This window comes from Streptomyces sp. NPDC002886 (assembly GCF_042888445.1).
GTDB lineage: Bacteria > Actinomycetota > Actinomycetes > Streptomycetales > Streptomycetaceae > Streptomyces.
Genome location: NZ_JBIAPV010000010.1, coordinates 161,379 through 173,393, shown reverse-complemented (window position 1 = coordinate 173,393; position 12,015 = coordinate 161,379). Strand labels below are relative to the sequence as shown.

The following is a 12,015-nucleotide window of genomic DNA, read 5'->3' as shown; positions in this document are numbered from 1 at the left end:
TGCGCATCCCTGGGCCCGTCGGCGCGCTCGGTGCGCATCATCGGGGTCCACTCAGTGACCGGGCGGGCGGTCCTGCGGCTCCGGTGCTTCTTGAGCACAGGTCCTAGACGCGGCGATGTCAGTGTGGGCGGTTAGGATCCGCTGTTCGGTTGTTCGATCGGACGGGGTGGGTCGGCGGTGGGGGCTGGGATGAGCGTGCATTTGCGGGGGATCGCATCGGAGTTGGCGGGGGTGCTGTGGCGGGAGCACACCATGTACCGGGACCGTGAGGGCGGGGTCGTAATCCGCGGCGAGCACGTGCGGCGATGGATCAGCCTGGCGCCCGCCGGCGGACCAGGTGAGATCCGGGTGCGGGTCGGCCGGATCCTGGAGGGCGGCACGACGGCCCCCGCCCGCGCCGAGGCCGTCGCGAGCCTGTCCGCCGGGCCGGGGGAACTGGCCACGGTGTGCCGTCGGCTACTCGCCGAGGCGTCGGTCGATGCAACCACCGCTCCCCCGCCGGGCCGTGGCCGACGTAGTCCCCGAAAGGGCCGCCAAACCGGCTCAAGCTCGTGGCTGGTGGTGCTCGCCGTGGCCGGAGCCATCGTCGGGCTCTACCTAGCCCGGACGTCCGGGACCCTCTGACGCGTCGGCCACCAGACCCGGTCCGCCAGCTGGAACGAGCCCACCGGACCGCTCAACTGGACGAAATCAGCTGATGTCGGCAGTAAGCGACTCACGGTCACGGCTGTGACCGCGCCTTTTGCTGCCCGCTTTGGGACGATGCCGAGCATCCCTGCAGAGCGTGCTCGACATCGTCGGTGCGCACCACCACACCTGCTCCATGGCATCGGGTCCGCTCAGTGGCCGGCCTCCCGGCCGCAGTGCGGTCCCGGTTGCTGTGGATGGTGCACTTGCTGGTCGTCCCGGCGCACCGGGTGCGCTGCGTCGGCGTCGTCCGGTTCGGCGTAGCGGGTCGCGCGGGTGCGGGAGTCGTCGGCCACCTTGGTGAATGCATCCTGGAGGTGGCGCAGCCGCTCTGCCGTGAGGTCGAGGGCTTCCAGGTCCGTGCGGGATTCCCTCAGGCCCGCAGCGCCTTCGTGTCTATCGCCTCCCGGGGGCCGGCCTCCGGCTCCAGCTCCTGGTCCTCATCCTCGTCCTCGAGGTCGGTGTCCGGGGGTGCGAGTCGCTGCTCGGGCATCGCGGCCTGCTGGTGCGCGGTGACGTCGTATGCCCGGCCCCGCACGACGGTGGTGCGCAGCCTCTCCCGCACCGCCGCATCGGCGAGGACGGCTCGCTCGTACTGCAGCGGGATCCGGGGGATGTCCCAGTCCCCCTCCCCCGCGTCCGAGTCTGGAGGTCGGAGCTCGGCTGGCTCGCCGGGATCGCCCAGGGGCAGCCGGTCCGGGTCGGGTGCGGGCGTGGGTGGGCGGCGGCGGGCCGGGAGGTCGGACAGGGCCCAGCGGGCGGTGTAGAGGCGGTAGCCCTTCAGCAGGCCGATCGTGGTCTTCGGCTCGCTGATGTCCAGGCAGTAGGTGGAGATGGCGGTGGCCACGATCTCCTCGTCCAGGCCCGGCTCTCGGCGGCGACCGCGCAGGACGAGGGCGAGGTGACGGCGGGCCTCGGCAAGCAGGTGCCAGCGGTGGAAGCGGCCGCCTTCGTTCATCACGAACACCGTCGCGGCGACGTCGACGGCCGCCAAGCCGACGTCGAGGACAGCGGCTACCCGGGCCCGGATCGCCGCGGCCGCGGAGCGGGCGTGCTCCAAGAGGGAGTTAATGACGTCGACGGCCACCCCAGAGTTGTGAATTGCGCTCGCCTTCCACCAGACCCGCAGCTGCGCGAGCGGCCGGGTCTTCTGCTTGGGCGGGCGAGTCTTGCGGGCGGCTATCTGGTTCAGCTTGGCGCGGGCGGTCTCGGAGACCACGGGCAGGAATTTCAGCTCGCCGTCGTCGTCGACGGCGGTGACGTACTCGTGCTCCAGCTCGGCCAGGCAAGCAGCGATCTGGTCGCTGCGCCGGGCAGTCCAGCGGATCAGCTCGTGGGGCACCCCGGTGATCTCCATCACGGGCCGGCGACCCGGGGTGACGGTGCGCGGCTCGGTCGCCAGCCCCAGCGCCTCGCAAGCGGCGCTGGGACTCATCGGGCCGATCCTTCCCGGCATCGCGGTAGAGCCTCGACCGAACGCGATCGTCCTCCACTTCGCCATCACCGCACGCACTGCTGAGGTGGAAGAAGACATTGACGACATCGTCTTCGAGCTCAAGGCGTTCCTCGGCGGCGGACCCGAACAACATTCGGAGATCACTACCGAGGTCCATGTTGGTGGGACAGTCGCTACGTGGCCCGGGCGCCAGCACGCTCTGCTCTACCTCGCGAAGCCGGAAGCCGGGTAACCGAGGAGAGCAACCATTCCAGCATGCTCGTGTTTCATTCCCGGGGACTCTACGAACGGCAACCCCAGCAGTCCGCCGATCAAGGCCCGCCTGGGTTAACCCCGCGTACATGGGGGGCCCTGTCCGTCACCGGCGGTTGGAAGGATTCCCATCACGAGCTGGACCGTGATCGTGATCGCGGCACCGACGACGAAGGCCGTCGTGAACACATCGGGAGTCTGCGGCAAGAACCCGGCCGTAAGCCAAGCAGTCGTTCACAGGCCGGGGTTGAGCGGCTTCTGAGGGTGCGCGCGAGGCGCAGACATCGGCCGGCGCTCAGCGTGCGCCATGACTGCCCAGCACTGCGGGCTTGCGGCCCGTGCCCGGTTACGGTCGGTTGGCTTGCTCCCACGCGTCCTTGATGTCGAGGGGGATCCGGCCGTGCGGTGGTACGGCGTAGCCGTTCGCGCGTGCCCATTCTCGGATGGTCTCCGTGTCGACGGCTGGTCTGGGCGGGTTCTGGGGGTAGTCGGTGGGCGGGGCCGTGGAGGGCTTGAAGCTGATCGGCGGGTCCAGGAGGTCCCGGGGGAATTGGGGGACGGTGGTTTGCCCTGTCATGACTGCTGTGAGGAATTCGGTCAGAGTTCCGTCGTAGGTGTACCAGAGTGGTCCGCGGGCTTCGTTGACGGCGATGCGCCAGTTGTCGGGGGTCTGCTGGGGGTCTGTGATCCAGAAGAGGTACTCGCCGTTACTGGTGACACCGATGGCGAATAGGTGTTGCGGTGGGTACGGGACCGGGTGGGTTCCCTGATCGGAGTCGTGCTGGAGCTGGCCGCGGATGCGTGCGGGCATCGGGCCGGTGAGGTTGACCCAGGGTGTCGCCGCGTGCGGGTGGTAGATGTTGATGTAGTCGCAGTACTCACCGGGCCCGTAGATGTCGGCAAGCTGCTTGTAGTCCTCGGGAAGGTTCATCCCGAGTTCGGTTTCCACGGCGTTCCAGTCGATGGGAGTCGTCTGCCCTGTGCTGGGCGGGGGACAGATGCGACGGATGGCGGCGAGGTCTGTCATTGGATTCCTTGGCGGCGGCGGATCTGCTGGGCGGCACTGTCGGGGTTCAGAAGGCTCGTTCCGAGCTGGAAGCCGTTTTGACCGTGGGCTTCCAGCTGGATCCACTTGGGGACGGAGTCTGCTCTGGTGTCGGGGTAGTCGAGGTAGACGCTGTACTGGACAGTCTGGCCTGGATCGTTCGTGGCGGGGTTTCCCAGGACAGCGTCGTAGATCCGTTGTTCGTCGTCCCGCATCTCTGGGCTGTTGGTGGGGTTCTGGGTGGCGCAGAAGAGGTTGTCGAGGGTGTCGCCGGAGCCACCGAGCATGCGCGCCAGCATGTGTGCGCGGGCCTGGTTGTGGTCGGTGCCGTGGATGAAGCCTGGCGGCTTAAGGGTGTTGCGTGCGTGCGTGCCTTCGTCGAGCATGTCGCGGCTGATCGTTGCGTGCATCTCGTAGACGCGGCCGTATTCGTCGCGTACGAAGGCGACGCGTCCGCCCCAGGTCGGATCCGCTTCGCAGCCGGCGAGACCTAGGGGGTCCCACAGAGTGAACGGGTTCGGTACGTAGGTGTAGTGATTCGGTGAGGGCTGAAGGCCGAGGGGGTCGGGGCTGATATATCTGCCGGTGGCCGGGTCGTAGTACCGGTTGACGTTGTAGTGGAGGCCGGTTTCCGGGTCGAGGATCTGGCCGGGGTATCGCAGGGGGGTATAGGCCTCGGCATCGCGGTTCCACTGGGTGGCGCCCCAGGCTGTGCTGCGGGCACGCCACGCGATCGTGCCGTCGGGGGTGATAAGGGTCGCTGGGGCGCCGGTGAGGTCTGCGACGATCGCGAAGAAACGCCGGTCGACCTCCTGCTGGCGAGCGTCTTTCTTGATTTCTCTCTGGGCGAGGGGGAACAGGCCGGTGTAGTCCCACACCATGGTGGTGTGGTTGTCGTCGGCTTCCGCGACCTGTAGGCCGTCCCAGGCATACGTGGTCTGCTCGGCCGTGGTTCCGTCGCCGGCAATTCGCTCTCTGCGGATACGGCGGCCGAGGGCGTCGTAGGTGTAGCGCCACCGTGCTCCGCCCGGCGTGACCACGTGAGTGAGCCGGTCCTCGGCGTTCCAGGTGAACGCGGTGGTGAGCGTTTTGCCGCTGAGGCTGGTGGTCACTCGCTCGGTGAGACGGCCCTGTGCGTCGTAGACGTACCGTGTGCGGCCCGACCGGGTGAGGCGGGTCCCCGTGTAGCTGCGCTCACCTGTGTCGTCCTGGCCGGGAGTACGGGCGGGGAGCTGTGCGTGTGCCTGGTCTCCAGTGACGGTGTAGGCGTACTGCTCACGCCATCCCTGGGCGAGGACTCCGGTGATGCGCGATGCGGCATCGAGGAGGTAGCGGCGCTGTCCGAGACTGTTGTCGTCTATGGCGGTCGGTGTGCCGTCGGCCTGATAGGTGAAAGATCGTTCGATGACGTCAGCGCCGGACGCGGTCAGCGACTGGTGCGTGACGCGTCCTACTGGGTCCCATGCGTGGCGCAGGGTGAGAGAACCGTTGAGGGTTCGGGATGTCTCCCGCCCGATCGGATCTCGGCCGAAAGTGAACGTGTGCTCGCCTGCGCTGTAGGAAGAGAGCCCGGTCTCATCGAAGGCAGTGCGGCTCTCGGCTCCTGACGGTGTTCGCCGGTAGGCGCGCCGCCCCTGGGCGTCGTAAGCGAAGGTCATCGCCCGTCCGTTGACGGTCTCGGATATCACCCTGCCGGCGGCATCGTGCTCGAACAGGATTTCCGCGTGGTCGTTGGTCACCCGGTCGAGGTGGCCATGCGCGTCGAAGGAGAAATGTGAGGTGCTGCCGTCGTCGTGTGCCAGTCCGGTGATCCGGCCCAAGGCATCACGCGTGTAGCCAAGGCTCTGACCCGCGGCGTTGGTGCGCCGGGTGAGACGGCCGACCGCGTCGTGCTCGTACTGGAGGGTCCGGCCGTCGAAGTCGGTTTCCTCAGCGAGGCGTCCTGCGGTGTCGTAGCGGTAGGTCCAGTTGAGGCCGGCCGCGTTGGTGACCTTTGTAAGCCGCAGCTCCGTGTCGTGGGTGTACTGGTACTGAGATCCGGCCGGTCCGGTGCTCTGGGCAGGCCGGTCGAAGTGGGTGACGGTGTACCTGCGGGTGCGGCCCATCCGGTCGGTGTGAGTCAGCAGGTTCCCTTCACCGTCCCATTCCCACTCCTCCCGGGTGCCGTCGGGCAGTTCGCGCCATGCCAGGAGGCCTTCTGTGGTCCATCCCTGGGTGAGAACGCCTCCCATGGCATCGGTCACGCTGACGATGCGGCCGAACGCGTCCCGGGTGCAGACCGCGGTTGATCCGTCCGGAGCCGATACTTCCAGCGGGAGCCCTGCAGGATCGTTGACGACCTGCGTGACCAGGCCAGTGGCGTCGACGTGCTGGGCCAGTGCGCCGGCGGCGTCGAAGGAGCGCAGGGTACGAGAACCGGCGGGATCGGTGACAGCGAAGCTGCCATCGTCGGCGTAGGCGTACCGGAAGGTCCCGCTGCGCTCGGCGATCTCGATAGGCCGGTGGGCGGAGTCGTAGGCGGCTGTCGTGCGCTGGGCGTCCGGGGCGATCATGGCGATGATGTCGCCGGCCGAATCACGTTCGAGGCGGGTGACTGCTCCGAGAGCGTCGGTGACGGCCACCAGGCGGTCAGCCGAGTCGAACTCGAATTGCGTGATGTGGCCCAGCGGGTCGGTCTCCGCGACGATCCGCAGCCGGTCGTCTACGTGGTACACCGTGGTGGCGCTGATGGAGTTGGTGTATCGGGTGATGCGGTGGCCTGTCTTGGGGTGCACCTCGTCGTAGGTGAACGACGAGGACATGAAGCCGTTCGGCCCCTCCGTCCGCGCGATCCGGCCTTCGGTGTCGTACACGTAGTGGAACGTGGACATGTTGCGGTCGGTCCAGGAGGTGACCCGCCCTGCGTCGTCGTAGCTCAGGCGTAGCGGCAGGCCTGAGTCATTGGTGACGGCATCGAGGTTGCCTCGCCGGTCGAATCCGAATCGTCGTACCTCGACAGGTCCCTGGGGCGTCCTGACGCTCATGGCAGCTACGCGGTGGTCGTCGGTGTTGATGGTGACGAGGTAGCCACCGCTGTGGGACAGGGCGGTGGGCGCTCCGTCGGTCGTACGGGAGAAGCTGATGGTGTTGCCGTGCCGGTCTTCGATCTCGCACAGCCACAGGGCGGTCGAGGCGTGGTACGGGCTGCCGGCGAACGACTTTCGGATACCGGTTCGGGGATCGCTGACCGTGTAGGTAGTCACGCCGTCCGCCTCGCCGTCGCAGGCGAGAGGCAGGTGTTCGCCTTCCACCGGCAGAACAGGTTCGTGGCCTGGCCGCGGTAGCTGCGGGTAGATGAGCAACGACCCGTCCTCGCGAGCCCAGATCGCCCCGGCGCCAACTGGATCGGCCTCGATCCGCTCGTCGAGCGTGGATGCCCAGCTCGTCCCGAACCAATGACCGAATCGGTAGCCGGACAGATGCGTGCGCCGCAGGACCAGCGGCAGCACCCCAGGAAGCGCAAGATCTGTGTGCGGCATGATCATCTCGCCTGTGGCCACATCAACCGGATCGTTCCTGCACGTCTTCCTCGTCAGCGGCACCGCGTTGCGGCGAGGGTCGTCCTTGGCATCACGAAGCGAGTTGGGCTTGGTGCGTGCGGAGTCCTCGGACTTGCGGTAGCCCTCAGACTTCGTGCCGCCAGGGCGTTCTGAGCCACTGTGGCTGTTGCCCTTAAGACGGTTGAAGTCGTCATGGATGGCCCGGTCGTTCTTCTTGTGGTCGGTCGAGATCTGCTTGACGGCCTTGGGCAGGGTGGTGCCGACGTGGTCACCCATCGCCTTGGTTGCCTTGGTGAGGGCGGCAAGCGCTTTGTCGGCGACGGGGTCGATGGCCTGGGCGATGGAGTCGCGACCCCGAGTGCGTCCGTGGTGAGACTTGGCCTTGCTGAGTTTGGAAGTGGTCTTGCCGTGGATCCCGGTGCTGACGATGTTGAGGTTCGTACCGGCACGGTCATGCTCGGAATGTTCGATGTGAAGGTCACCCAGGCCCGTCCCGATCCCACTGCTGCCGGGACCAGCCGAGGCGAGGTGCAGGGCGTCCTTGCCGCCCTGAACACCGTCCCTGAAGCCGTCCTTGCCCGCACTCGCGGCCTGATCGAGATCCACACCGTCCTGGAACCCAAGCGCCATCGAACCGAGCTGCACAACGAGATCCGCGGCCAGACCCTCCAGAGCCGCGACGGCCGGTTCGGCCATCGCAGCGACGATGTACCCAACAGCCTCCTCCATGCACTCCTTGATCAGGCGCTTGATCACCTCCTGCGTGGCCCGCATCGCGCCCGCGCCAATCAGCAAGGACAGACCGCCGGTGACCGGTATGAGGGACATCGCGATACCCGCCTCGGCGGCGAGGTAGCCGAGCTGGACCAGCGCAGCGGTCTTCATACCTACAACGGCACCTGCGGCCAAGTCCATAGCGCCGGCAATGGTCCTGGCCGCATCCGCGAGATCTCTGAAGTGCTTCGCCTTGACCGTGTTCCAGTGCTTGTTCAGCGCCTCGATCGACTCGCCCCTGCTGGCCGACAACAGCCGCTCGACGTGGTTATTGGCGAGCTGCCCGTCATCCAGCAGGTCATCGGCGAACTCCCGGAGCGCATCCGCCATGTCGCGGTAAGCGTCCTCGTCCACGTTGGGCCAGGCCACACCGATCAAGTCCAGCAGTGTGTCCGCCCAGTCAGGCACCGTCACAGCCACGATCGCGAATCCCCCACATGATGATCAAACAAACAACCAGTCCTACCACGCTCGACGTCGACCCGACTCGCCGGCCATATAAAACCGGCCTGCGCATCGGCCGCTGCGCAAGCACAGGGAAGCTGCTAGGTCATCAGGGTCGTGACCGGATCACCGGAGATTGGCGGCACTCCACTTCACTGGCCAGATTTGGCAGGGCCTGGTGTTCGGGAACTCGAGGTGGCAAGCCCGTACCAAGGGGGGGCGCCTCGCTGGTTTCAGTCGGTGTCCGTGGCGGCGAAGAGCGTCAGTGTGCGGCGATCTGGGGTGAGAGCGATGACCGAGAGGTCGCGGCCGGCGCTGTAGAACCAGGAGGGATTGTCGAATGTGAACCAGAGGCATTGCCGGACCCGCCGTTCTACATCCGGCACCGGGGCGTCTTCGGGGCTGTCGGTGAGGGCACGCAGGGTTTCCCAGGTCGCGAGGCGGGCGTAGGCGTTGTGCTCGCCCGGTCCGTAGCAGCCTCCCCGGCTGCTCGACCATGCCAGGGAGCGCCATACCTGTTCCGGGGTGAGGGAACAGGCCGGCAGGGTCCAGCCGGGGTCGCACGCCGTGCCGTACTCCTCGATGCATGCGCGCCCAAGAGTGCGCAGCAGGTCCGGGACGAGCGCCGGGTCGATCGGCACCGTGGAGTGGAATCGCCCGGTGTCGGTAGTGGCGTTGGACTGCGCGGTCCACGATCGTGCGACGCGGACGAGGCGGTGGACCAGGTCCGGGTCGACGGTGGTGTCGCTCAGGACGGGCAGGGGGTTTCCGGTGACACGGGTGCGTTGCGCGGACTCAATGGCATGACGGTAGGGGATGTGGTTGCCGACCCGTTCCAGGTCGGTGAGGGCGAGCGGAAGAGAGCCGAGTGGATGATGGCGTCCGCGAGCTCCGCCCGCCCACTGCCGCGCAGCCGGTACGTCGTCGAGGTCACCGTCCTGCATGAGGAATTCGTGGACGAGGCAGGCACACAGGTCATCGCAGGCACCCGTCTGGAACACCGCATCGAGCTGTTCGGGGCGTTTGCGGTGCTCGAGCACCAGAAGGTGCGCGGCGTAGGCCGCGAGATCGTACCGACCACCGGCGGGGTGGCAGGCGAGACGCACGAACTCGTCCAGGTGCTCCGGCGCCGTATCGATGAGGAAGTCCAGGAGACTACGCGTCCAGTATTCGCCGAACGTGGACCGAAGGGCCTCCCCGGTGACAGGGTGGATCCGAGGGGCCAGCGACCCGTCCGTCCGGCTCAGGATCGCCGTACCAAGATCGGCTGCGAAGCCGATGTCGCCCCGCGCGAAGCGCTCCGCCGCAAGAGGTCTGACATCGACGTAATGCTCTCGGCTCACCAATCGATCCACGATGTCCGGTATGCGCTCAGTCACGGTTCGACCCTACGTGAACGCCGCCGGACGCAACGGTGGCGGGCAGCCCTCAACGCCGACGGCTCCCACCGCGAGCCACTCCAGAGCGGCGTGCTCAGCGACGGCGACGGCGACGGCGACGGCGACGGCCTCTCAACGGCCCCTCAGGGGTAATGCGGCGCGCTGCCTGAAGTCGATAGCGCACCCTTGGTCCGGCGAAGCGTTTCCCTTTCTGTGCAGCTGACCGTCTCCGGCACACGGGTATTGGAGGTGGTTCCCGGAGCAGCAGGGGGCACTCGAGGAGTGTTTCTGGACTGGCTCAGCTTGTCTTGGTTGTCGTCGGCGGGCGTATGGCCGTCATCTGCTGCCCGTCTAGTGCTGTGACCGGGAACGTTCGCCGGGTTGCTCGTCGTGCCGTTTGGAAATGCTGTCCCGGACCACCGGGGAGGCGGGATGGCGAAACCGGTCCGGGTTCGCGGGCTGACGGAGCAAGAGGGCCAGAGACTCCAGCACATCGTCCGGCGGGGCAGCACGAGTTCGGTGCGGTTCCGGCGGGCGATGATGCTGCTGGCCTCGGCCGGCGGCAGCACGGTCCCGGTCATAGCCCGCCTGGTCCAGGCGGACGAGGACACCGTCCGCGATGTGATCCACAAGTTCAACGAGATCGGGCTCGCATGCCTGAACCCTCGATGGGCGGGAGGCCGTCCCCGCCTTCTCGATCGTGACGACGAGGACTTCGTCGTCCTGACGGCCACCACCCCGCCCGACCGTCCTGGGCAAGCGCGGTGCACGCTTGTGGCGTTCGCGCTCGCCCGCGGCTCCAATGACGGCGGGCTCTCTCTGCTCGGGCCGGAAATTGCCACCGATCCGACCATCGTGGCCGACGCGTTGGTCATCGCGGATTGGGTCGGCAAGGAGATCGGCTTCGACCTCACCGCCGAGTTGCGCGAGGCGTGCGCGTGGGCAGATCGCGACGCGCTGGAGTCGCGGGCACAGTCAGAGGCGGGAGAGCCAGCACGGCCTGCGCTGCGTGTTCTGGCACCGCAGGATCCTCACAACCAGGGCCCCGGCCGAAAGTGCCCATGCGAAGTGGTCGATGCTGTCCTGGACCTTCACCAACGAGCACCTTGGGCAGCCATGACCGACTACCTGCAGGCCGTATTCGACATGCTCGGCCCAGCGGAGAACCGTTATACCGATCCTGCTGCCTGGATCCGCCTGGAGCAGGAGATCGGCAGAAGCCTGCCCGCGGACTACAAAGCGATCGTCGATGCGTACGCCCCCGTCCAGCTCAACGGGCACCTCAGCCTCTCGTCCCACCCAGCCTGCGCCTGGCGGAACCTGGGCGAGGAGATCCGGTCCGATGCGGAAGGCTGGAACGAGTCGCGGGCGTGGGAGGAAGACGACCTGGAACACGATGAGGACCCCCGCGTCATCTGTAACCGCCCGCAGATCACTTTCGGCACCCCCAACGGCCTCATCCCTCTCGCCAACACGGACCAGGGAGCCGCCATCTTCCTGGCCCCAGAGGTCCACGGGTTCCCCGACGGAATAGTGGTCCAAGGCTCGGAGGGCGACTGGGCCGGCCACCCCATGAACTTCGCCGAGTGGCTGTACCGCTACCTGATCGGCGAAGAGATGGCCGGCTGGGACAGCACGGCCCTATACCCCGGCCCCGTCCTCCTGGAATATCTGCCCACAGGACCGGACCAGCGGACCCGCGAGGTGTACGGCCCAGAACGCGGCATGTGAGTCCACGCCGAACACGACGATCTCGGGGCGCCGGTCAGGGTGTGCGTCGTTCGGCCTCGGTGACGCGGAACCGGTAGGACTCGATGCCGGTCTGGATGAGGGTGCAGCGGAAGGTGATCCGGTCGGCGATGGACGCGCAGAGACGGGGGTCGCCGAAGGTCTTGTCCCACTCGGCGAACGGTGAGTTCGTGGCCACGGCGGTCGGCCGCGAGGGCCATCCGACGCCGCTGGGGCAGGCCTTCGCCGAGTACGGGCGGATCGGCAAGACCGAGCACCTGCTGCGGATGGTCGACCCGGTCGATGACACCTACCACCGGCAGATGAACCGCCAGCTCACCGTGCAGGAGTCCCGCCACAAGCTCGCCCGGGAAGTGTGCCACGGCAAGCGCGGCACCATCCACCAGGCTTACCGGGAGGGGATGGAGGATCAGCTTGGCGCACTCGGCCTGGTCCTCAATGCCATCGTGCTGTGGACCACGAAGTACATCGACGCCGCCGTCGCCCAGCTCCGCGCCGAGGGCCAAGAAATCCGCGACGAGGACATCGCCCGGCTCTCCCCGCTCAAGCACGCGAACCTCAACGTCCTCGGCCGCTACAGCTTCACCGCCTCCACTCCAGCCGCCGGCGGCTTGCGGCCACTACGGGACCCTGATGCGGTCGAGCTCAACGAGGACGACGACGGGTAGGGAGGGACAGACCCGGTCTCGT

Annotated in this window: 9 protein-coding genes and 1 pseudogene; 4 read left to right on the top strand and 6 right to left on the bottom strand. The window is 67.3% G+C overall.

Translation table 11 applies throughout. From position 1 onward, the window contains the following. Window positions 1-189: 189 nt before the first annotated feature. Window positions 190-624 (top strand): hypothetical protein, encoded by a 435-nt coding sequence (locus ACFYYB_RS33385; protein ID WP_389440253.1) that lies wholly within the window; start codon window positions 190-192, stop codon window positions 622-624. A gap of 215 nt (window positions 625-839) precedes the next feature. On the opposite strand, the gene ACFYYB_RS33380 is transcribed toward ACFYYB_RS33385, so the two are convergent. Beyond that, complete coding sequence (locus tag ACFYYB_RS33380) at window positions 840-983, bottom strand: hypothetical protein (protein WP_389440251.1); 144 nt, start codon at window positions 981-983, stop codon at window positions 840-842. A 77-nt stretch (window positions 984-1,060) separates the two neighbouring features. After that, window positions 1,061-2,044 carry a relaxase domain-containing protein gene (locus tag ACFYYB_RS33375; RefSeq protein WP_389440602.1) on the bottom strand — a complete coding sequence of 328 codons (984 nt, stop codon included), beginning with the start codon at window positions 2,042-2,044 and terminating at the stop codon, window positions 1,061-1,063. Here ACFYYB_RS33375 and ACFYYB_RS33370 point away from each other — a divergent pair. Then, on the top strand, window positions 2,034-2,375 hold the full coding sequence (locus ACFYYB_RS33370) for a hypothetical protein (protein ID WP_389440249.1): 342 nt from the start codon (window positions 2,034-2,036) through the stop codon (window positions 2,373-2,375). The two genes, ACFYYB_RS33375 and ACFYYB_RS33370, sit on opposite strands and share 11 nt — an antisense overlap. Before the next feature lie 366 nt (window positions 2,376-2,741). On the opposite strand, the gene ACFYYB_RS33365 is transcribed toward ACFYYB_RS33370, so the two are convergent. From ACFYYB_RS33365 to ACFYYB_RS33355, 3 genes are all read right to left on the bottom strand, one after another. Beyond that, a complete protein-coding gene (locus ACFYYB_RS33365) occupies window positions 2,742-3,422 on the bottom strand; it encodes a histone-like nucleoid-structuring protein Lsr2 (RefSeq protein WP_389440247.1) in 681 nt (226 codons plus the stop codon). Beyond that, window positions 3,419-8,173 carry an RHS repeat-associated core domain-containing protein gene (locus ACFYYB_RS33360; RefSeq protein ID WP_389440245.1) on the bottom strand — a complete coding sequence of 1,585 codons (4,755 nt, stop codon included), beginning with the start codon at window positions 8,171-8,173 and terminating at the stop codon, window positions 3,419-3,421. Before ACFYYB_RS33360 ends, ACFYYB_RS33365 begins: the two co-directional genes overlap by 4 nt. Before the next feature lie 257 nt (window positions 8,174-8,430). Further along, on the bottom strand, window positions 8,431-9,576 hold the full coding sequence (locus ACFYYB_RS33355) for a DUF6183 family protein (RefSeq protein WP_389440243.1): 1,146 nt from the start codon (window positions 9,574-9,576) through the stop codon (window positions 8,431-8,433). Window positions 9,577-10,008: 432 nt separating this feature from the next. Between ACFYYB_RS33355 and ACFYYB_RS33350 the strand changes: the two genes are divergently transcribed. Beyond that, window positions 10,009-11,307: a helix-turn-helix domain-containing protein gene (locus ACFYYB_RS33350; RefSeq protein ID WP_389440241.1), complete on the top strand. Its 1,299-nt coding sequence runs from the start codon at window positions 10,009-10,011 to the stop codon at window positions 11,305-11,307. A 34-nt stretch (window positions 11,308-11,341) separates the two neighbouring features. On the opposite strand, the gene ACFYYB_RS33345 is transcribed toward ACFYYB_RS33350, so the two are convergent. Further along, window positions 11,342-11,503 (bottom strand): ATP-binding protein, encoded by a 162-nt coding sequence (locus ACFYYB_RS33345; RefSeq protein ID WP_389440239.1) that lies wholly within the window; start codon window positions 11,501-11,503, stop codon window positions 11,342-11,344. A 16-nt stretch (window positions 11,504-11,519) separates the two neighbouring features. On the opposite strand from ACFYYB_RS33345, the pseudogene ACFYYB_RS33340 reads away from it, so the two are divergent. Further along, window positions 11,520-11,993 (top strand): annotated as a pseudogene (locus tag ACFYYB_RS33340) (Tn3 family transposase); the annotation flags it as partial. Window positions 11,994-12,015 lie beyond the last annotated feature (22 nt).

Coding starts and splice junctions, on each gene's coding strand:
- ACFYYB_RS33375 (WP_389440602.1), bottom strand. CDS start 2,044: ATGGAGATCACCGGGGTGCCCCACGAGCTGATCCGCTGGACTGCCCGG.
- ACFYYB_RS33350 (WP_389440241.1), top strand. CDS start 10,009: ATGGCGAAACCGGTCCGGGTTCGCGGGCTGACGGAGCAAGAGGGCCAG.
- ACFYYB_RS33365 (WP_389440247.1), bottom strand. CDS start 3,422: ATGACAGACCTCGCCGCCATCCGTCGCATCTGTCCCCCGCCCAGCACA.
- ACFYYB_RS33385 (WP_389440253.1), top strand. CDS start 190: ATGAGCGTGCATTTGCGGGGGATCGCATCGGAGTTGGCGGGGGTGCTG.